A 20,282-nucleotide genomic window follows, 5' to 3' on the forward strand; every position below is an offset into this window, starting at 1 on the left:
GACCAAGAAGTCTGGACATGGGAACTGCGGTGAGCGCTCATGTTTTCCTCTCTAGAAAGTGGCGCTGAGTTTGCGGGTGACGTGGGTGAGGGACTGGTCGTCGCCCACGTTGCCGGCGAAGACGATGTACGGGATGCCCTTTGCGGGGCCGTCCACCGGCTCCCACAGCGAGACGATGCCCGGGAGCATGGGACCGCGGACAATGGCGTGGCGGATTTCCAGGCCGTGTGCGGCGACGTCCGAGGATGTGATGCCGCCCTTGGCGATGACGAACCGCGGCGGGAACGTCTTCAGCGTGCGGTTCACCACAGCCACGACGGCGGCCGAGACGGTGCGTGCAATCTTCAGGCTCGCTGCGGCGTCGTCGGTCTTGATGACCAGGCGGCTGGTGTGGACGATCACGTCGCCGCTGCGGAGGGCGTCAACGACGTCGGACACTACGGTTCCGATGTATGCGTCAGCCTCTGTTGCGAGGAGCTTCTCGACGTCGATCTCGATGATCCGGGCCGAGCTGTGCTGTGCCGTGAGGTCATTGAGCTGGCGGGTGGTCACGCCAACGTGCGAGCCGACCACGATCAGGCCGCCGGCTGTGGAGGGGGTGTTGCCCGCGAAGGCTTCTTCGGAAGTCAACGCGGAGCGGATTTCCTGGCCGATGCGGCCACGAACGAACGGCGGGCCAACTCGGTAGAGGAGTTTCTTGCCGCGGCGTTCGGCTTCTTCGAGACCGAGGGCCAGTGCGCGGAAGTCGTTCTCGGTGACGATGTCGGCCACGATCGGGGTGGAGTTGGTGGCCGATTCGATGGCGTCGGCGATGGCCTTGGCGGAGATGGTGGGGTCCTGGGCGGAGGCACCGGCGCGGATGATGTTGAGGTCAAGGACGATCACGTCGCTGGCGGGGAAGCGGCCCTGAGACTTCTCCTCCACATACTTGGCCATCTCTGAGTTGGCGAAGCCGAAGCTCGCGTCCTTGGCGAATTCCGTCTCTGCAACGGGGGTGAGGGAACCGGCGTCGCCGCGCATGTAGTGCACACCGCCGATGGTGACGCGACCGGCGTCGGGGAATGCCGGAACAATCACCACGCCGTCGGTGGCTTCGCCAGTCTCGGCGGCCACGGTGGCCGCGATGACGTCCGGCTCCAGCGGGTAGTGGCCGCGGAGGGTGGAGTCGCTGCGGCTGATGAAGCCGAGCTCCACGTTGCCGGCAGCTGCTGCCAGTGCGTTGCGAACGATTTCCTCGTTGCGCGCTGCCGCTTCTGCGGGGTCCAGGCTGCGGGTGTTGGTGAGGACGTAGACGGCAGGCTTGGTCTGGTTCTCGCGGATGTGGGTGAAAGCCCAGGTGAAGTCCGCGACGTCCCAACGGGTGAGGACCGCCAGATCCGCAACTGACTGCGTGCCGGTGGGGTCGTCGTCGAGGACCACCAAGACGCGAGGGCTGGTCTCCGAGGACGCCGCAACGGCGTCGGCCACGGCCGCAGCTGAAATTGGGACTTCGGGTGGGAAAGCGGCCAGAACGTCGGCTTCAAGGATCATGGGACACTCCATCGTGGGAAAGATGCTGTTTGAGAACGGGGCCTGCGCGGACAGGCAAGTACGCCAACGGGCAACACGGTTGTCCGTGTTGCCCGTTGATCGGTGCTGCTTTAGAAGGTGTGAAGCACGAAGCGGAGGAATTCCGTGGGTTCGATGGCTTCGAGTGCCGCGGGGTCGTTGGCGAGGAACTCATAGCCCGTTTCCGGGCCGTACTTCTCGCCGCCTGCGGTGACCTGGCCTTTGGTCTGGAACAGGATCTCGATCGAGGGGAACCGGCCGGCTTGGTAAACGGCTCCGGCTTCCAATCGAACAAGGCCGAGGCGGAAGTTGCGCTCGGTGAAGCTGCCCAGCCACTTTTCGGAGACGCCCTCCTCGCCCGTGGGCAACCAGTCGTAGGCCTCGGGGTTGATGGCGATGACGTCTTCGTAGCGCGGGGTAGCGAACTCGAGCTTGCCACCGGTTGCGTGTTCGAAGATCGCCTGCGATCCGTCCACGCTCTGGGCCTCGCCGTTGGCGTCGGTGTAGTGGTAAAGACCCTTTTTGAATTCGCCGGTCTTTTCCAGCTCGGAGTTGGTCGCTTCGCGCTGGGCGACGCTGAGGTAGCCTTGGCCGCTTGCGCCGCCTGCTTGGAGAACCAGGGTGCGGAGACCTTCGGCGCGTTCCTGCGGACCATAGTGGACGCTTTCGGGGAAGTACCCTACCCAGCCCTGCTCCAAGTAGTCGTTCTCGGAGTAGGGGAGCCGGCCCTCGATGACGTAGCGCACCTGGTCGAAGTTGTGACGGTGACGCGGCGTCCGCCAGCCACCGCCGCCTGTGTGGCCCATGTTTAGATCGTAGTTGTTCGGCGATCCGTCTTCACCGAACAGCAGGTGCTTCTGGTCCAGCTTCCCCTCGCGCATGGATCCGACTGCTTCGATGTCGGTATTTGCTGCTGTGCTTACGCGCATCTCCTGCTCCTTCACAAAAGTCGATTTATCCCCGGCGAGATCAGCCGGGTGGGAAAGGCGGTTGGCTGGCCGCCGCTAAACGTGCCGGCCAACCGCTCTAAATCAACGGTATCCCATATTGCGGGATATCGTCAATATCCTTTCGGGCTTGTTTGAAGTTTGTGTCCGTGAAGGTACGCCTGGCGGGCTTTGTGCCTTTGAGCTGGCTCTCGTTGCGTGGTTGGCGCCAATCAATCTGTGACGCTGAGAGGAGCTGGTTGAAAGTCACAGCAACAGCTAATGCCGTCTCGTGGCTGCTCGTGGGAATGGCAACCCCGTCCGACAGGGAGAGCCGAGGCGGGATCGGGGCCAGCCTGCACGCAGTGGCCAGGCTCGTAAATGCTCTGCAGCGTGGGCCGCCTACACGCGAACGAGAGCCCGGAAGATCCGTGCCCTCGGGTAGAAAGGGGCACCTGCGTCGATGCGGAAGTGGTCGCGCCACCAAGACACTAAGGGAACGCGGCAATTCGCGTCCCCTCGTCGAGCAAAACCTTGAGAAAGCTAGGAGTTGTTTTGTTTGTCTGTGAGGCGGTCGGAGATGGTGGTGGCTGCTTTTTTGACGGCTTCGATGGCTTGGTCGATGTTGATGTCGCGGATGTGTTCGTCCCAGGCGACGCCTACGCTGCCGATTGATGTTTTTTGGTCGGTGAGGATGGGGGCGGCGACGCCGTAGACTCCGGGGTTGAATTCGCCGCGGGTGAGCAGGTATCCGTCTTTTTTGATTTCCCCGAGTGCTTTGCGGAACTCGCTCCAGGTGGAGCCCAGGCCTGCTTTTTCGATTTCCTCGGTGTGGCGGGGGTAGATCGCTTTGAGGCGGTGGTGGGGGAGGTAGGCGAGGATCACCTTCGAGCCTGCTCCTTGGAACATGGGGCGGCGTTGTCCGCGGCTGAAGCGGTTTGCGGGGCTGTTGGGGGCGCGGGATTCGCCGATGCACAGGACGGAGTCTCTGAAGGCGGTCAGCAGCAGTGCGGAGTGTCCGACGTTTTCGACGAGGTCTTCCAGGACGCCGTGGCTGGCTAGCAGCAGGGGGTCGGTCTGGCGGATCTGGAGGTCCATTTCGATGATGCGGGGCCCGAGGCTGTAGTAGCCGTTGCGGACTGTGGTGAGTAGTCCGGCGTCGTGCAGGGTTTTGATGTAGCGGTAGCCGGTGGACCGGGAGGTGTCGAGTGCCTCGATCAGCTCAGCCGTCGACCACACTGGCTCCTTTTCCGAGAACAGCTCAAGAATGGTGAGCATCCTGGCCAGACTGCCGGCGCTGTCCGAAGCTTCTGCCGCTTCCACGGCCTCCTCCGGTAAACCGCGTCCACTCATGATGTGAGCCCCAAACCTTCCTCGAAACCGTATGGCTTTACCGGCAAAGACGACGTCCGCGCCGGCGGCATTGGTGACCAGTATATGGCCCCAGTGTGGCGGGCACGGACGTGGTCGAGTGCCCGCCACAGTGCGAAAGCTATCGCTGGACCTTAGATGCCGACAGTCTGGCCGCCGTCGATCACCATTGCATGACCCGTGGCAAAACTGCCCAGATCCGAGGAAAGCCAGAGCACCGCGGAGGCGATTTCTTCGGGCTTGCCCATCCGCCCCACTGGCTCTTGGCCAATCACGCGTTCCCGTCCCTCGGGAGTTCCACCTGAAAAGCGGTCCATCATCGGCGTTTCAATGATGCCCGGACATATCGCGTTGACTCTGATTCCCTGCGACGCGTAGTCCAAAGCGGCCGACTTCGTCAGGCCAATGAGTCCGTGTTTGGCGGCGACGTAGGCCGCCTGACCGCTGATTCCAACCACTCCGGCGCCTGAGGAAGTGTTGACGATCGATCCACCACCGCTTTTGAGCATCGCAGGAATTTGGTACTTCATGCAGAGGTATGCACTGCGGAGGTTGACGTCGAGCAGTCGAGCCCATGAATCTTCCGAGATGTCGACCAATGCAGCCGGCGGCTGCTCTATGCCCGCGTTGTTGAAGGCGATGTCGAGGCGGCCGAATTCTTGAACGGTCCGATCCACGGCGGCCCGGACTTCGTCCGAAGAAGTCACATCGCACTTTACGGCAAGCACTTTGCCGCCGTGCTCTGAGACGAGGCGGGCGGTTTCGTCGTTGCCGGAGGTATCGATGTCGGCCAGGACGAGACTGGCTCCTTCGGCTGCGAACGCGACGGCGGTGGCTCGTCCGATGCCGCTGCCGGAACCGGTCACGAAGGCCACCTTTCCGGCGAACCTGGGCTGTGTCATTGGGGTCTCACTTTCTGCTGCTTGGGTCTGATGTTTGGGAGGCGTTGACTGGCAAGTGCCGGGTCCACGCAATGTGCGTGCTAGGACCGCGTCGTTGCTGAGCTTGTGAACCGTTCGTGGAGTTCTACTTCCAGTTCTTCCAACGTACGGCCCTTGGTCTCGGGGATATACCGGAACGCAAACAGTGCTGTGAGTACGTTCAGCACCAGGAACCCGGAGAAGACGGAGACGGAGCCGAATCTTTCGGCGAGGATCGGAAAGAGGAACGAGATGAGAGAGTTCGCGATCCAGAGTCCGCCCAAGGAAGCACCCATGGCAAAACCTCGGATTGGCAAAGGGAACAGTTCGGAAAGAACCAGGAATCCTGTGGTCCCCAAGAAAGTGACCATAAAGGCGGTCACGAGCAGCATGAAGGCCAGGATCAGGTAGGAGCGAACAGTGGAATCGGGAAGCAGGTATGTTACGAGCAGGCCCAAGTGCGAAGCCGCGACGCCTCCGAAGCCGAGGAGCATCATCTTGCGACGACCCATGAGGCCTAGAATCCACATGCCTACTACGGTGAAGACGATCATTGCCACACCGACGGTAACGGATGACAGGAGAGATGCTGATCGCGTAAGGCCTGAGTCCTCCAACACCGTTGGTGCGTAGTACATGACCACATTGATGCCCGTGGTCTGCTGGGCAACGGCCAAGATGATGCCGATCACGATCAGGCGTTTCATCCAGGGTGCATTGCGAAGGGTGGCGAGGACCGAGACTTTGCCGCTCAACTTGTCCGCAGTGACGATATCCGAAATCTGACGGTACTCGTCTTCGACGCGTTCTTCGACATGCGCCCGCTTTAGTGTCTGGCGCACCTCCTCCCACATTTGCTTGCTGGCGTACCAGCGCGGGGTATCAGGAAGAGTGAGCATTCCGACAAGCAGCCCAAGGGCCGGAACCAGTGCGACGCCGAGCATGTAGCGCCAGACCACGTGGTCGTTGATCAGATTTGCCAGCACCGCGTTGATGACAAACGCAAGGAACAGGCCGATGACGAGCATCAGCTGGTTCACGGTCACGATGCGGCCACGCTGGGAGGCAGGGGCCATTTCCGCGAGATACAGCGGGACGACTACTGATGCGACTCCCACGGCATAGCCAAGTGCGATGCGACCCAGGACGAGGATAGCCACGCTGGGAGCCAGTGCGCAGACTGCCGTACTGGCGACGAAAATGATGCCGGCAATGACGAGCGACTTCTTTCGTCCGATACGGTCGGCAATTGGCCCACCCAGAAGGGCGCCGGTCGTTGCGCCGGGGAACAAGAGCGACGTAACCACCAGGCCTTCGGTGACGGCGGTCAGCTGGAAGTCTTCTTGAAGGTAAACGAGTGCCCCTGCGATCACGCCGGTATCAAAGCCGAACAGCAGGCCGCCCAGACTGGCGATCAGAGTCAGTCGGAACATGAAAGTTCTCGGGTCTTCGCGACTGCCGGTGGCGGTCGCGGTGGTGGCCGAGTGGTGTTTTACGGACACGAGGTCTCCTTTGTGGTAACAGGCGCCGGAAGCAGGTGTCCCCTGGGGGTCGATCGGCGTTGACCGTTCATGTGTCCTACTGCCTTGCCTGGGTGTCGGTGCCGGTATACGGAATCCGACGACTTGCTTCAGATTGATCCTTGTCAACGTCGATGGATCATGGGTGCTGGGACAGGTCATTCTGCCGGTCAGCGCGGGTGTTTGATGCCCTGTATGTTGCTGTGATGATGCACACTCTAGGTGATGTCAATCTCAACAATATCCTGTATTATGAGACTCAGTCAACAGTTTGAGGGTTGGATCCCCTGGTTGGCCGCATGAAGCGGTAGCAGGGTGTCGGCTCTGATTAGGACAGAAAGCCTGGAAGCTATGCGCGCAACAACCGAGACGCTGAAAACACTCACTGCTTACTATGCGGCCATGGAAGCCAACGAACCCGACGTTTTTGGGTCCTATTACGCCGAGGACATGACGCTGACCTTCGGGAACAGTGCGGAAATCAAGGGCAAGGATGCCATCGTCGCTGCCTTTAGCGACAAGCTCAACGAAGTGGAATCCCTCGGCCATGACCTCGTGAACGTGTGGGAGGAAGAACGAGGAGTCGTCTTCTTTGAGTCCATCGGGCGTTGGACCTTGAAAAATGGTGCCGTCATTGAGATCAAAGCAGCCTCGAAAATCACAATGGTCGACGGGCAGTTCGTGGATCAGCGTATTTATGTTGACAACGAACCAGTTTTTGTTGCGCTGGCTCAGGAAAAAGGACTGGTCGGACGAAGCTAGTGGCTTGAAGGCGACCCCGGGTACCGGAGCGCGAAGAATTGTTTCATCTATGGAAAGGACCACAACCGTGGTGGGAGAACATCGTGACTATCAGTCACGCCTGATCGTGACCGGATTGACTGAGGACGGAAAGTCGACGTTCGTCAGTGATGGTCCGACGACTGACCGGCTCGTAGCCGACGGCTTTACCCGCAACCATCTCTGGCAGGCCACTGAGGTTCCTACGCCCGTCATGGCGCCCAACGGGCCCGGCGATGCTGCCGTCATTCCGCCGCCGCCGGCTGGCTATAACTACGTAATTACGGCCTTTGCGCCCGACAGTGAGTGGGACTACGTGGGCGGGTACGCGCGAATCTTGGCAGAATCCGGTGCCGGCGACGCGGTTGACCCCAACGATCCCCCTGGGATGCATACAACTGACACCGTGGACATTGTCACCATTATCTCTGGAGAAGCATGCGTTTTGCTTGACTCCGGGGAGAAGACGATGAGGCAAGGCGACACAATTGTCCAGCGGGGAACCAAGCATGCTTGGCAAAACCGCTCGGACAAACCGTGCGTCGTTTCTGCCGTTCACATCAGCGTGATTCGCTGACTGGGTTCGACCATGGACATGAGCAACAACCAGGCCATTCCAGCCCGTCGCGTTGTCGTCGGCGTCAACGCTTCAGGGGCCTCCGCAATCATTTCCGACGACCGGGACTTGCCGGCCACCCGACTCTCCAACGGGATCCTGTTGCAGGAACTGTGGCAGCAGCGAACGCTTCCTGCCAAGCCCGGCGACTTGCCCGATACGACTTGGACGCTTGGTCCGGAGGCGCCGAGGGAGGGGGTAGTCGTCCGGATACTGACCGTACCGGCCTCAAGCGGGGGAGCGGTGACCGCACCTGACCTGCACACCGATTTATCGTTGCACGTGATCACCATGACCGATGGTGAACTCATAGTGATTCTGGAGGAAGGCGAGGTAACGCTGGGGCCAGGTGAGTCGATCGTTCTACGAGGCAGCATGCACGACTTGAGGAATATTCAGGCCCGCCCGGCTACCTTCGTCTACACTTCTCTCCCACTCACCACTGGGTGGGCGGATCAGGTCTAAAGCAATAGGCACCACGTTTGTTTGAGCTCCGGTTGCGGGCACGTAAACGAAATTGGCCGCCGTCCACATGTGGACGGCGGCCAATTGCATTTTACGTTGTCAGAGCTGGATGTAGACGCTCTTGGTGTAGAGATAGGTGTCCATGTGGGCAGATGTTCCCTTATATCCGTATCCGCTGAGTTTGGTTCCGCTAAAACCAACCAGGGGATCAATGTAGCCGTAGCAGTTCACCCACATTGTGCCTGTGTGAACCCCATGGACGGCCCGGAGTGCAGTGGAGAGGTTTTGCGACCAGACTGCTCCTCCCAGGCCATACTCGCTGTCGTTGGCGATGGCGATGGCCTCATCGATGTCATCGAATGGAAGGATGGAAAGCACCGGTCCGAAGATCTCTTCGCGGGCAATGCGCATCTCGTTGTTCACGCCGCCAAAGACACTGGGCTGAACGAAGTACCCGTTGCCGAGTTCATTTCCGAGACGATGACCGCCGTAGAGCAGTTCGGCGCCCTCATTGCGCCCGATGTTGATGTATTCAAGGACGTTGTCCAGCTGGGGCTGGGAGATAACCGGTCCCAAGGTGGCGGCATTATCCAGGCTGTGTCCAACCCTGAGCGTGTCCATGAAAGTGAGCAGTCGTTCGGTGAATTGTTCTACGATCGGTCGCTGGACAAGCACCCGGGTTCCGGCGAAGCATATTTGACCTGAATTGGAAAAAACGCCCATCGCCGCCCCTGGAACGGCCTTGTCGAGGTCGGCATCTGCGCAGACGATGTCCGCTGACTTTCCACCCAGCTCCAGCTGGAGTTTCTTGATGTTGACAGTGGACGCCTCGATGATGCGGCGGCCGGTCTCGGTGGAGCCGGTGAATGCAACCCGATCGACGTCGGGATGGGCCGCCAATGCGTTTCCGGCCGCGCTGCCGGAGCCCGTGACAACGTTGATGACTCCGGCCGGGACACCGGCTTCGTGGAGGATTTCAGCAACGCGCAGCACCGAAAGCGAGGCCTCGGACGCTGGCTTAAGGACCGCGGTGCAGCCACTGGCCAGTACAGCGCCGATGATCCAGAACTGCCCATTGAGGGGGCCATTCCACGGAATGATCCCGCCTATAACGCCCACCGGTGCCTTCAGAGTCATAGTGGAAACGTTCCCTGGAATGCCGTTCATTAACGTCTCGCCGGAGATGCTTGTTGCTTGGGTGGCGAAAAAAGACAACATCTTCATCAGGGAGGCCTTCGAGTTGCGCAGTCTGGACACCGGCGCACCCATATCAAGGGCTTCAATCTGGATAAGCTCTTCAAACCGCTGGTCAAGTACCTGGGCGATGCGCGTCAGCAGGGCTTGACGATCGTAGGGGCTCCAAGTGCTCCACTGTCCGTTGAACGCCCTGCGGGCTGCCAGGACTGCCCGGTCAATATCGGATGCGGCTCCCGCAGAGAATCGTGCAAGGAGTTCACCCGTCGAGGGGTTAGTCGTGGTCAGTGTCTCCCCGGACTCGGCTGGCACGCGCTGGCCGTCGATGAAAAGGTGATGTACTTCCCGGGACAAGAACTTTTGTGCCTGCTCCGAGGGAGCGAAGCTGTGTTGGGTTGTGGTCATGGTGTTCCTCTCAATTGACCCTAGCCGTGCGTCAGTCGAAAATGAAGACGCCTTTGCCGATCTGACGCTGATCGAAAAGCTTGTACGCTTTCTCGGCTTCGTCCAACCGGAATTCATTGGTGAACAGGGATTCCACATTCAGGCCGCGTTCGGCAACGAACTGAGCGCAGTCTTCCTGCTGGTTCTTGCTGAAAGTGAGCGAACCCAGCACAGTCTTGTGCAGATGGATCAGTTCCTCACTGTCCAAATCGATCTTGCCGAAGACTCCGACCATGCAGGCGGTTCCCCATGGCCGCACCGCTTGGATGGCCTGTCGGCGAACCGCAGGGATGGCACTGCACTCGATCGACTTGTCAGCGCCTTCGCCTCGGCGGGTCAATTCCCGTATGGCGGCAACAGGGTCCTGCTCCCGGGAGTCCACGACATGGTCGGCTCCTAGTTGCTTGGCGAAATCCAGCCTTGAGGGTTCAACGTCGACGGCAATAACCTGCGCCCCGAAAGCCTTCGCCAGCATCGTGACGCTGAGCCCGACGGGTCCCTGACCGAACACCGCCACTGTCTCATCGGCGGACAGCTCGACCCTTTTGATGGCAGCGTAGGCGGTTCCTGTTCCACATGAGATTGCGGCGCCTGTTTTGAAGGACAAAGCGTCCGGCAATTTGATGAGTGTGTGCGCGGGGACCTTCATGAAATCGGCATGCCCGCCGTCGCCGTTTAACCCCCCGTAGACGATCCGGCCATTAGGACAGTACTGCGTCCATCCGGAGCGGCAGTACTGGCATGTGCGGCATCCGTCGTAATGGTGGACCATGACCCGGTCGCCAACCTTCGCTTCGCTGGGCCTGACGGCGTTGCCGACGAGCTCAATGACACCACAGGGTTCGTGGCCTTCAATAACCAGATCAGCTCCGCTTCGCATCGGCCCATGGAGGTGATGAAGATCGCTTCCGCACATTCCTGAGGCCTTGATGCGGATCACCACTTCGTCAGGCCCTGGTATGGGGTCCGGGTAGTCGAGGACCTCGAGCTTACCCTCGCCTTGGAAAACTACGGCTTTCATTTTGATGCTCCTCAATGGTCAAAAGATGATCGACGTCGACGCCGGAGTTCTTTCGTTGTGTACCGCTACCCCTGATCCGTTGGGGGCTGCGAGTGGAAATGGGCTGTCGGCGTGGCCAGCGGCTTTGGGCGCCGCCATGGCTACGGACGACCGGTGGATGGATCTGGCGTCCCGAACCGGTTAATCCGGTTCGGGACGCCAGGCTGGGTCAGCGGCTTCCGGGCGCACGAACCGTTCAGCCGCCGGAGGTTATGTCCGGTTTATCGTTGTATCCTCCAGCGCCTCGGCGGTGTCACCTGCAGGCGCCAATTGAGCTAGAGCCTCGCTGGAAGTATCAACCCGGGCCGCCGCGTAGATAGCAGTCGCAGCCACGTAGAATCCCGATACGGTCAGGATCACGCCGAAGATGCCAAAACTGTTGAACAACGACAACACGATGAAGGGTGAGGAAATCAGCCCGACCCGTCCAACCGTCTGGGCGAGTCCTCCGCCGCGGAAGCGGAATGCTGTTGGGAAGAACTCTGGGACGGTTCCGAGGCACATGGTCAGGAAAGACGCGGCCATGGCCACCAGGATGAAGCCGACCAGGATGATCAAGGCGGGTGCGTTCATGAATGGATAGATTGCGGCAAATATGGCCGCGAGCGTACCCGAGAGGACAATGCTGCGGCGTCGACCGAGGCGGTCCGCCAGGAGCATGCACAGCAGTGGACCTGCGACGTATCCGGACATGATGGCCGCGTTGAACCCCAGGGAGGATGTAACCGTCATCCCTTGCTTAACGAAGAACGTGGGCATCCATCCAGTTACAGAGTAAGAGCCGAAAAGGCAGATGATGGTGATGGTGAGGGCGAGCATGGTCCGACGGATCACACTGCGTGAGAACAAGACTGTGATCGGTACGTATTTTGCCTTCTGGTCATCGGGGACAAGCTGGTTGATCGCATCAGCACTCACTTGGGGACTTGCGACGCCCGATTCCTTCTCGATCCGCTGAAGCACGGCTTCAGCCTCTTCGAGCCGTCCACGTGACTCGAGCCAGCGCGGCGACTCGGGCATGCTGCGCCTCAGCCACCATGCGACAAGAGCTCCGAGGCCACCGATGATGAACATCGCGCGCCAGGACCACACGGGAATTACCAAGTATCCGACGAGTGAGGACAGCGAGACGCCGACACCGCCGAAGATCCCGAGGAGACCCAGATACCTTCCGCGATGTCCACGAGGAAAGAACTCAGTAATCATGCCGTAGCAGATGACGTACTCGGCACCCATGCCCACAGCCATCAGGAATCGCAGGCAAATCAATGATTCCATGTTCGGCGCAAACGCCGCCGCGACGGCCAGAATGCCGAAGAGTGCCAGGTTGAATTGGAACGCGAAGCCACGCCCGACGCGATCGCTGAGCCAGCCCGAGAAGGCTGCACCAATGGCAAGCCCTGCGAATGTTGCCGACAGAAACAACGAATTCAGTTCAAGGGTTGAGAATCCTGTGGGGAGCATCGAAGCCAGCACGGCAGATGAGAGCGTGTTGTCGAACGAGTCGAAGAACAAGCCCAGGCCGACCAGCCATGCCATGCGGCGATGAAACCTGCCGATCGGGAGGTTGTCCAATCGCTCGCTTGCCCTAATGCGGCTGGTCATCGAACCACCCCGTTCGCTTGCCCGGCCGAGGGCGAGTCCTGGCAAGCCGTCGAGATGGAACTGTGTGGATTCAGGGGAAGTAGCGTTAGTTCAGGACTGGGCCGGGCGCTTGCGTGCTCAGTCGGCCTGAACGTGCAGGCCTTGCATGATTTCGATCGGCACTGTTCGGTCATTGGTCTCACCATCTTCGGCTTGGTGTTCGACGCGCGGGTGGCCGCGAACACGGCGTTGTGTACTGCGGTTCTCGACAGGCAAATAGGTGGCCGTGAAGGCCAGGTACTTGAGTCGTTCTGCCCCTGCCCTTGGGACAGCCTGGCTAGGTATTGAGGTATTCCGTCCATTGGATGTAATTGAACAATATCCTACATTGTGAGACTTGGTCAATAGTGGCTTCGGATGTGCCTAGGCTCCGCTAGCCCCTGCGTTGGGCAGTGCCCTTAGCCCGGTTAACGCCGTATTGGTTCCGCACTTGGCAAGTGCGGAACCAATACGTGTTCGGGAGCGGTTATGCGTTGTTTACGGTTGCGCCGTCCAAGGTTTTGGCTTGTGAATCAAGTGTCGTGCCAGCCCTCGCGTCGCCTCGGGTGGGTACCTTGACGAAGAGAAGCAGGACGAACGCCAGGGACAGGGCCACCATCGGTACGGTCATTCCGACAATCGTGTCGCCCGGCGTAGCCAACTTGCCGATGAGGAACGGTCCAAAGAAGCCTCCGGCCGAGGCGAGGGCGTTGATGACGGCGATTCCAACTACGGCCTGGCGCTTGGTCAAAACTTCGCTGATCAGAGCCCAATACGTGGGAATGTTCCCTATGACGCCGCATGCGAGCAGAATGAGGCCGATCATCCCGAGTACGGGAGAGCCGCGGAAGACGGCCGTCATGACTAGCCCGATAATTGCGGTGGCGAAGCAGGCAAGCACGATGAACTTCCGGCGGCCACTGATATCTGCATACCGTACCAGCAGCAGCATAACGATCGCACCGCAGACATAGGGTATCGCGCCGAAGATGCCGATGTTAGTGGGAGAGTATGAGGGGTTCAGCTGGGACACCACTTGCGGAAGGAAGAAGGTCATACCGTAGGTCGCGACTCCGGCGAGGGCGTTGATCAGACCCAGATACAGGATTTTCGGATTTCGAAGCGCTCGAAGCTCGCTCTTGGAGTCGTGCTTTTCTTGCGGCATGGCCGCATACTCATCGGCAATGGCGCCTTCGAGCCAATCCTTTTCATCTTGCTTGAGCCATTTTGCCTTGCTTGGCCGGTCCGCGAGCGTGAGAAGCAGCCAGATGCCCAGGAGTACAGGCGGCAGGCCTTGAAGGATGAAAATCCAACGCCAGGAGCTGAGTCCAAACCAGTCGACATGTTCTAGGATCGCCCCGCCGCTGAGGCTGCCAACAATGAGGGCGACCGGCATCGCGAGTGCCATCGCGCCTATGGCGCGGCCGCGATCGTGATTCAAGAACCAATACGTGAGAAAGAGAATGAGTCCCGGGAAGAGTCCGGCCTCAGCGATGCCCAGCAAAATGCGGGCGATGTAAAGCTGTGTAACGTCATGCACGAATCCTGTTGCGACGGTGACCAGGCCCCATGTAATGGCAATCCGGGCCAACCATAGGCGGGCACCAACCTTGGCCAGGATCATGTTGCTGGGAACTTCAAGCAACACGTAGGCGATGAAGAAGATGGCCGCAATTGCGCCATATTTTGCTACGTCGATGCCGAGTTCTTTGCCCATGGTCAATTGGGCGTAGCTGATGGACGAACGATCCATATAGTTGAAGGCATATAGTAGAAATGCGACTGGCAGGATTGTTCGTTTGACTTTACTTATGACGGATTTCCGGTCAACGGCCAACTTGGCCGGCACAGATTTTGTAGCCACGCTGCTACCTCTCCTGATAGGTGTGCCCATTCTGGGGCGGGGATCTGACGAGTTGTCACTTTCCGGTGCCGTGTTTAGCGGACCAGCTCCAAGACCTGGCTGATGTCCGCGCAGTTTTCCATGGACCTGATGAGGCCTTGTGCCTTGGCGATGCTCTCAGGGGAAACTGGCTGAACGGATGCTTGTGCGCATTCGCTAAATTTCTGTAGGAGTTCGTCCCACGTCATTGGCCGCTCGGGTGTACCGGGCACATCGGTGCCTTCCCGTTCGATGCGACGGCCCTCGCGGGTTACGACCTCAACCTTGCCAGCGGGCAACTTGAGGTTCCAGTTGAAGGCCGGGTCAAAGATCGGCCGTACTTTCTCGGCCAATGCCAGAACCTCTGGGTCTCTGAGAGCATGGGTTGAGAAGTCTGAGATCTTCATGCTGCCCTTGGCAAGTGCCAGGGCGACCGTGAACGGGAGGGAGAACTTGGCGTCCATCATGGTTTGTGGGGCCTGCCGTTCACTCAGAGGCTGGCTCATGCGTTGGGCGAAGTCTCCAACGTACACGTTCACGGTTTCTATTTCTTCGGGTTTGAGCGGATGCTCTTTCACCAATTCGATGGCCGCGTGAATGTAAGTATGGGCATTCCCAACTGCCGGCCAATACTTGTACGTCATCCCGGAGCTGAGGTATTCGCTGCCTAGACGTTCCAATATCTTCTCGCGGTTGTATTCACCGTTGAAATAGACGTTGAATATGCCGGCCTCACCTTCGAACAGGTCCTTCATGCCCTGCATTCCCTTTTGAGCGAGCAGGGCGGCATTCACGGAGCTTTGCGCAATGAATCCTGCGTAAAGGCCGCGCAAATCGCTGCCAATACCGAAGATTTGTTGCATGATTCCGCCGGCGTTAAGGCTAACGATGCCCATTGCGTGCGCAATTTGTTGGGAGGTTAGACCCAACAGGGACCCGCAGGCAGCTGCGCCTGCGTAGACGCCGACGGCACTGGAAAGATTCCAGTCCATCCGCCAGCCGACGTTGCAACGCAGCCGGATGAATAGTTCCTGTCCTACGGCCACCGCAGTGATCAGTTCCTGGCCCGTCACGTCGCCTTTGCGTTCTGCCAAGGCAAGAAGCGCGGGTACGAGTGAACTGTCAGGGTGCGCTCCCCAAGGTGTCTGGCTGTCGAAGTCAAGGCCATGTGCCAGGGTTCCATTGGCGAAGGCCGCGGCTGCAGCGGGTACGCGCCCCCCGAATCCAAAGATCCGGGCTTCTTCCTTTCCCCCGGCATCTGTAATCAACTCGATGATTGGTTTGACGGCCGGTTCCACGCCGCTGGCACCAAGCATGACCCCGAGAGTGTCCAGGATACTTTTCTTGGCTGCGTCAACTGCGGGTTCAGGTAGGTCAATGAAGCGGGTCTTGGCTGCAAAGTCAGCTAAATCTCGTGAGAGATCAACGGTGGTGCCCATTGTCGTAATCTTTCTTCGTTGTGTTTAATCGGTTCAGCGCTGCAGCCACAGGGCTCAGCCGGCGAAGCGCGGTTCGGGGATGCCCTGAAAGCTCAGTCCGCGTATAGCGAAAAGCCCACCCGCGCCTGGTTGGGTGGTGGGAACGCCCCTGACTGGTTTGGCCATGCTTGTGAAGAAGAGGACGTCCATGTTCTGACCGCCGAAAGTGAGGCTTGTGATGTTACGAACGGGAACTTCAATTTGGCGATCAATGGAGCCGTCCGGCGCATAGCGGATGATACGGCCGCCCAGAACTTTTGCGTTCCAGAGGAAGCCTTGGCAGTCAACCGTGGCCCCGTCGACGGTACGAGAGTAGTTCTCGTCCGAAATGTGCAGTCGTTTGTTGGAGACGCTGCCACTCTCGAGGTCGTAGTCGTAGGCCCAGATTGCCTTGTGTTCTGAATCGCCGAAGTAGAACGTTTTGTTGTCGGGGCTCCAGCAAGGAGCGTTGGAGCAGATCATCCCCGTTTCTACCTCGGTCACAGACAGGTCGGGGTCGAGCCGGTAAAGGGACCCGTGGGTTCCGGGATTTCTGGCGATCGTGACATCAGCCGGTTCGAAATCATGTCCCATTGTTCCGGCGAAGAACCGCCCCGCCCTGTCCACTTTGCCGTCGTTGAAGCGGTATCCCGGCTTGTCGGCAATAGGGTTTGCTATTGGGGTGACTTCTTGAGTTTGGAAGTCGTAGAAAGCGAACCCGGTTGCCAGCGCCAGAACAGCGCCGCCATGTTCGCGCAATGCCATTGAACCGATGTAGGTCGGAACGTAGTAGGTCCGGACATCGCTTCCGTCTTCATTGCAACTCCAGATTTCGCACGCTGTACTGTCAATCCAGTAGAGACGTTGCTCGCGTGGATCCCAAAACGGACCTTCACCGAGATGATTCCTGCAATTGACCAGAAGCTGAATGTCGGACATGACGTTCTCCCTCTTCCTGATATGGGACGGTCAGAGGCAGGCGGTCTGTCCGCCGTCGACCGAGACAACTGATCCGGTCATGAAACTTGCATCGTCGGTGAGCAGGAATGTGATCACCGCGGCAATTTCTTCAGGCTCTCCGATGCGTCCAATGGGGTGCTTCGCATTGAAACGCGCGACGTTGTCTGGATCCTTCATCATGTATTCGATCAGCGGCGTCCTTGTCATGCCGGGTGCAACAGCGTTAACCCTGATCCCCAGCGGACCGAGCTCCGGAGACATGGACTTCGTAATACCTGATATGCCGAATTTCGATGCGACGTAGGACAGGCGATTCGGTACGCCCAAAACGCCTGCACCTGATGAGATATTGACGATTGCGCGGGGTTCGGAATCATCTTTAACAGCAAGGACGAATGCCTGGCACATATTGATCGTCCCGTCGAGGTTGACAGCCATGATTTTTTGGTGCTTTTCGGGATTGGTGTCAACGATGCTACCTTCGCCGGTGATACCTGCACAGTTGACAAGGCCATTGAGGCTCCCAAGCGAGGTACGCAGTTCAGCTAGGAGAGCTACCGCCGCGTCCCGGTCACAAACGTCCAGCACCGCGCCCTGTACCCGGTCTGCGTGTTCGCCGGCAGCCTTGAGGGCAGCTTCAACGCCTTCTTGGGCCACGTCGACGGCGACAACCCTGGCGCCTTCGGCCACCAACCTCTTCAAGCTTGCGGCGCCGATGCCACTTCCGGCACCGGTAACAACGACGGTACGCCCATCGAATCGCTTCATTGAGACTCCTTATGTGATTCTGCTGCGTTCTCTAGACCATCAAGGGAAGCGGCAAAAAAGTGTGTTTCGTATGTAAAATAGACTTCCATATATGAATTGGGGTGTCAATAGTGTCACTATGCGGGATGTTTGAACACGCAGGCGCCCGGCCTCAACCGAACCCGCAATCGCAGCAGTCGACGAGTAGGGTCGGGGCCATCTTTTCGGGCCAACTATGGGGCAGATACGTCGGCATGCCGAGTTTGGGGCGCAAAGGATTCGGGCGGGCCTAGAGGCGCATTCCGTGGCAGGCTGACGCCGACGTTGGCAGCATGGCTGTCGGGCTCATGAGAGATGTGGAGTTTTCGGGCGTCTCATCATCCCGCGGCCCGCGCTGCGGAAGGCAGGTAACTCCTGGGGATTCCAGTCAGGAAAGGGCTGACTTAGCCGCCGTTTACGACCCCGGCGCCCATGCGACGGGAGAGCTCCTTGCATGTTGCCACAAGCAGCTCCCGCGCCTGGTCTACCGGCATATTGTTCGTTCCAGTCAGCCGGTGAATATAGGGTGCTGTGACCGCTGCGATTGCTCTTCCGGTGAAATCGAACACGGGTGCGGAGATGTTGGTTACCCCTTCAATGGTGAGGGACTTTCCTTGGCAGTAGCCGGCACTGCGCACCTCCGGCAGGTCGGCAAGGAATCGTGCCCTCCTGGAGCTGGTTTCATTGCCAGCCAGCGTCAGGAGGTTGGCCAGCTCGTCGTCGTCCATGAAGGCGGCCAGGACGCGGCCGGAAGCGGAATCGTCGATGGCGATCTGGGATCCAAGCCTCACTGTGTTGACGTTGGTATCTGGGCAGTCAACCTGTGCAATGACCAACAGTCTGCCTGAGTTCATGATGCAGAGATGGATGCTTTGGCTGATTCGGTTGGCAAGTTTTTGCATCTCGTCGCCAGCGATCGAAGTCAACCGCTTAATGATCGGGTGCCTATGGGCAACTTCGAACAACCTGGTCGTCAAGTGGTAGCGTTCGGCGTCGTCCAGATCCACATAGCCGCGTTCGCGCAGTACCATCAGTACCCGGAAAATCTCCGAGGTGGTCCGGCCCAGCTCTTTACCTATATCAGACTGGCTGAGTCCATTGTCGGCCGTCGACAGCAGCTCCAGGATATCGAGGCCTTTGGACAGTGCTGGAGCGCGATACTTGCTGTCAGTAGCCTCGGCGGTCACGTGCAGCCTCGCTCTTCCCGTCCGATTGAAGGACGAACTAGCCGGAGAAGTTTTATATATGAAACGTAACGTCACTGTGACGTTGAGTCAAATAATGGCCTGGCTCTATGGCGTTGCGCGAAGTCGTGGCGGCTGGAGCGCCGTGGTTCATGACTTTGTTCGGCAGGGACTCGTTGTGGGGCGTCCCTCATGGCATTGCCGGTCGACCCTACACTTGGCCTTCGGTACCCTTCAGACCTTGGCCGACCACCAAGGTTCCGTCATGGATGCCATGAGCGGGGAGGAGCCCGGCAAATACTGCACGAAGTTCGATTCGGTGTGACCAGCGGAATGGCCCTGGGAGGCAAATCCACCTATTTCGGCAGCGTTGATTCAACACCCTTGTTCGTCGCTTTGTTTGGTGAAATGAGCCGCTGGGGATTTGCGCCCCAAGCGGTTAAGGCCCTGTTGCCCCACGTGGACCGGGCATTGGAGTGGGTCCAGACGTATGGCGACAAAGACGGCGACGGTTTCGTCGAATGTGCACGCCTCAACGCCCATGGGTTGATCAATCAGGGGTGGAAAGACTAGTGGGATGGCATCAATTTGCCGATGGCAGGTTGGCCGAGCCGCCTATCGCGTTGTGCGAGGTCCAAGCCTATGTATACGGGGCCTACGTGGCGCGATCGTGGTTGGCATACGACGCCCGCGACACCGGTTTGGCGGTCACGTACCGGAACCTCGCAGGTCAGTTGAAGAAGCGATTCAACGAGCAGTTTTGGTTGCCTGACGGGGGTTACCACGCGATTGCATTGGACGGAAAGAAGAGCCCTGTCGACGCCTGCAGCTCCAACATGGGCCACTGCCTTTTGTTCGGCATCGTAGATGAGGACAAGGCGCCGCTTGTGGCCGAAAGGCTCATGTCTCCAGAAATGTTCAGCGGACGGGGCGTCCGGATCCTGGCCAGCGATATGGTCGCTAGAACCCATCAGCTACCATAATGGTTCCGTTTGGCCGCATGACAATGCCATCATTGCGGCCGGGCTCTTGCGCTATGGCTTCAAAAGCCATAGTCAACGGATCTCCACAGCACTTCTGGAGGCTGCCGACTTCTTCGGCGGCCGTCTGCCCGAACTGTTTGGTGGGTTCGGCCGCGACCACTTCGACGAGCCGGTTCCCTATTCCACCGCATGTTCCCCACAGGCGTGGGCAGCCACCACCCCAATCATGCTGATCAAAACGTTGATGGGTTACTACGCCGACGTGGCGCGCGGAGGACTCTGGATGGATCCCGCGCTCTCGGAGTCGTTTGGGGACCTGCATATTGCTAATGCCCCCTTGGCGGAGGGTCGTATCACTATTGACATCACACGCTCCAGGGCGAGAGTGACGGGGCTGCCGCCCGGTATGGTCTTCCATCACGGAATCCGACCGCGGGCGACGGGGTTGGTGGAACGGACCGACGGATCGGAGTAGAGCAAAGAGGGTGTCGATGCTCACAATCCCTAATGAAATCCCATACTATGGGATATTCTCAAGGAGAACGAGCTGCAACAATTGCTTG

Annotated in this window: 16 protein-coding genes and 1 pseudogene; 4 read left to right on the forward strand and 13 right to left on the reverse strand. The window is 59.1% G+C overall.

Features of this window, described 5'->3' with window-relative positions:
• Positions 1 to 51: 51 nt before the first annotated feature.
• The 5 genes from ACZ5G6_RS10145 to ACZ5G6_RS10165 all read right to left on the reverse strand — a co-directional run bounded on the left by ACZ5G6_RS10145 (position 52) and on the right by ACZ5G6_RS10165 (position 6,267).
• Positions 52 to 1,530, reverse strand: a complete 1,479-nt coding sequence (locus tag ACZ5G6_RS10145) for a four-carbon acid sugar kinase family protein (protein WP_498691189.1) — start codon at positions 1,528 to 1,530, stop codon at positions 52 to 54.
• Between the two features lie 110 nt (positions 1,531 to 1,640).
• A complete protein-coding gene (locus ACZ5G6_RS10150; protein WP_498691191.1) occupies positions 1,641 to 2,477 on the reverse strand; it encodes a hypothetical protein in 837 nt (278 codons plus the stop codon).
• Positions 2,478 to 3,017: 540 nt separating this feature from the next.
• Positions 3,018 to 3,827, reverse strand: coding sequence for an IclR family transcriptional regulator (locus tag ACZ5G6_RS10155; protein WP_498691193.1), 810 nt, complete (start codon positions 3,825 to 3,827; stop codon positions 3,018 to 3,020).
• Between the two features lie 152 nt (positions 3,828 to 3,979).
• Complete coding sequence (locus ACZ5G6_RS10160; RefSeq protein ID WP_498691194.1) at positions 3,980 to 4,747, reverse strand: SDR family oxidoreductase; 768 nt, start codon at positions 4,745 to 4,747, stop codon at positions 3,980 to 3,982.
• Positions 4,748 to 4,827: 80 nt separating this feature from the next.
• On the reverse strand, positions 4,828 to 6,267 hold the full coding sequence (locus ACZ5G6_RS10165) for a sugar porter family MFS transporter (protein ID WP_498691196.1): 1,440 nt from the start codon (positions 6,265 to 6,267) through the stop codon (positions 4,828 to 4,830).
• Between the two features lie 369 nt (positions 6,268 to 6,636).
• Between ACZ5G6_RS10165 and ACZ5G6_RS10170 the strand changes: the two genes are divergently transcribed.
• Genes ACZ5G6_RS10170 through ACZ5G6_RS10180 form a run of 3 tightly spaced genes read left to right on the forward strand, consistent with a single transcriptional unit; the run spans position 6,637 to position 8,146 of the window.
• The gene (locus tag ACZ5G6_RS10170) at positions 6,637 to 7,047 is read left to right on the forward strand and encodes a nuclear transport factor 2 family protein (RefSeq protein ID WP_498691198.1); all 411 of its coding nucleotides are present in this window, start codon (positions 6,637 to 6,639) and stop codon (positions 7,045 to 7,047) included.
• A gap of 49 nt (positions 7,048 to 7,096) precedes the next feature.
• Positions 7,097 to 7,642: a cupin domain-containing protein gene (locus tag ACZ5G6_RS10175; protein WP_498691201.1), complete on the forward strand. Its 546-nt coding sequence runs from the start codon at positions 7,097 to 7,099 to the stop codon at positions 7,640 to 7,642.
• Positions 7,643 to 7,660: 18 nt separating this feature from the next.
• Positions 7,661 to 8,146, forward strand: a complete 486-nt coding sequence (locus tag ACZ5G6_RS10180) for a cupin domain-containing protein (RefSeq protein ID WP_498691202.1) — start codon at positions 7,661 to 7,663, stop codon at positions 8,144 to 8,146.
• A gap of 99 nt (positions 8,147 to 8,245) precedes the next feature.
• On the opposite strand, the gene ACZ5G6_RS10185 is transcribed toward ACZ5G6_RS10180, so the two are convergent.
• The 8 genes from ACZ5G6_RS10185 to ACZ5G6_RS10220 form a co-directional block, all read right to left on the reverse strand.
• A complete protein-coding gene (locus tag ACZ5G6_RS10185) occupies positions 8,246 to 9,745 on the reverse strand; it encodes an aldehyde dehydrogenase family protein (protein ID WP_498691203.1) in 1,500 nt (499 codons plus the stop codon).
• Positions 9,746 to 9,776: 31 nt separating this feature from the next.
• Positions 9,777 to 10,805 carry a zinc-dependent alcohol dehydrogenase family protein gene (locus tag ACZ5G6_RS10190; protein WP_498691205.1) on the reverse strand — a complete coding sequence of 343 codons (1,029 nt, stop codon included), beginning with the start codon at positions 10,803 to 10,805 and terminating at the stop codon, positions 9,777 to 9,779.
• 249 nt (positions 10,806 to 11,054) lie between these two features.
• On the reverse strand, positions 11,055 to 12,449 hold the full coding sequence (locus ACZ5G6_RS10195; RefSeq protein ID WP_498691208.1) for an MFS transporter: 1,395 nt from the start codon (positions 12,447 to 12,449) through the stop codon (positions 11,055 to 11,057).
• Positions 12,450 to 12,954: 505 nt separating this feature from the next.
• The gene (locus ACZ5G6_RS10200) at positions 12,955 to 14,331 is read right to left on the reverse strand and encodes an MFS transporter (RefSeq protein ID WP_498691210.1); all 1,377 of its coding nucleotides are present in this window, start codon (positions 14,329 to 14,331) and stop codon (positions 12,955 to 12,957) included.
• Between the two features lie 74 nt (positions 14,332 to 14,405).
• Entirely contained in the window at positions 14,406 to 15,788 is a 1,383-nt protein-coding gene (locus tag ACZ5G6_RS10205) for an MmgE/PrpD family protein (RefSeq protein WP_498691212.1), read from the reverse strand.
• Positions 15,789 to 15,842: 54 nt separating this feature from the next.
• Positions 15,843 to 16,745, reverse strand: coding sequence for an SMP-30/gluconolactonase/LRE family protein (locus ACZ5G6_RS10210; protein WP_498691215.1), 903 nt, complete (start codon positions 16,743 to 16,745; stop codon positions 15,843 to 15,845).
• A gap of 30 nt (positions 16,746 to 16,775) precedes the next feature.
• Positions 16,776 to 17,534 (reverse strand): SDR family NAD(P)-dependent oxidoreductase, encoded by a 759-nt coding sequence (locus tag ACZ5G6_RS10215; RefSeq protein ID WP_498691217.1) that lies wholly within the window; start codon positions 17,532 to 17,534, stop codon positions 16,776 to 16,778.
• 422 nt (positions 17,535 to 17,956) lie between these two features.
• Positions 17,957 to 18,739, reverse strand: a complete 783-nt coding sequence (locus tag ACZ5G6_RS10220; protein ID WP_498691219.1) for an IclR family transcriptional regulator — start codon at positions 18,737 to 18,739, stop codon at positions 17,957 to 17,959.
• Positions 18,740 to 18,855: 116 nt separating this feature from the next.
• Between ACZ5G6_RS10220 and ACZ5G6_RS10225 the strand changes: the two are divergent.
• A pseudogene (locus tag ACZ5G6_RS10225) lies at positions 18,856 to 20,194 on the forward strand (amylo-alpha-1,6-glucosidase); the annotation flags it as partial.
• Between the last annotated feature and the right edge of the window lie 88 nt (positions 20,195 to 20,282).

This window comes from Arthrobacter sp. TmtSoilC51 (genome assembly GCF_055388015.1).

Excerpts from the sequence above, each read along its gene's own strand:
- ACZ5G6_RS10145 (WP_498691189.1), bottom strand. The coding sequence starts at position 1,530 with ATGATCCTTGAAGCCGACGTTCTGGCCGCTTTCCCACCCGAAGTCCCA.
- ACZ5G6_RS10150 (WP_498691191.1), bottom strand. The coding sequence starts at position 2,477 with ATGCGCGTAAGCACAGCAGCAAATACCGACATCGAAGCAGTCGGATCC.
- ACZ5G6_RS10155 (WP_498691193.1), bottom strand. The coding sequence starts at position 3,827 with ATGAGTGGACGCGGTTTACCGGAGGAGGCCGTGGAAGCGGCAGAAGCT.
- ACZ5G6_RS10160 (WP_498691194.1), bottom strand. The coding sequence starts at position 4,747 with ATGACACAGCCCAGGTTCGCCGGAAAGGTGGCCTTCGTGACCGGTTCC.
- ACZ5G6_RS10170 (WP_498691198.1), top strand. The coding sequence starts at position 6,637 with ATGCGCGCAACAACCGAGACGCTGAAAACACTCACTGCTTACTATGCG.
- ACZ5G6_RS10175 (WP_498691201.1), top strand. The coding sequence starts at position 7,097 with ATGGAAAGGACCACAACCGTGGTGGGAGAACATCGTGACTATCAGTCA.
- ACZ5G6_RS10180 (WP_498691202.1), top strand. The coding sequence starts at position 7,661 with ATGAGCAACAACCAGGCCATTCCAGCCCGTCGCGTTGTCGTCGGCGTC.
- ACZ5G6_RS10185 (WP_498691203.1), bottom strand. The coding sequence starts at position 9,745 with ATGACCACAACCCAACACAGCTTCGCTCCCTCGGAGCAGGCACAAAAG.
- ACZ5G6_RS10190 (WP_498691205.1), bottom strand. The coding sequence starts at position 10,805 with ATGAAAGCCGTAGTTTTCCAAGGCGAGGGTAAGCTCGAGGTCCTCGAC.
- ACZ5G6_RS10195 (WP_498691208.1), bottom strand. The coding sequence starts at position 12,449 with ATGACCAGCCGCATTAGGGCAAGCGAGCGATTGGACAACCTCCCGATC.
- ACZ5G6_RS10205 (WP_498691212.1), bottom strand. The coding sequence starts at position 15,788 with ATGGGCACCACCGTTGATCTCTCACGAGATTTAGCTGACTTTGCAGCC.
- ACZ5G6_RS10210 (WP_498691215.1), bottom strand. The coding sequence starts at position 16,745 with ATGTCCGACATTCAGCTTCTGGTCAATTGCAGGAATCATCTCGGTGAA.
- ACZ5G6_RS10215 (WP_498691217.1), bottom strand. The coding sequence starts at position 17,534 with ATGAAGCGATTCGATGGGCGTACCGTCGTTGTTACCGGTGCCGGAAGT.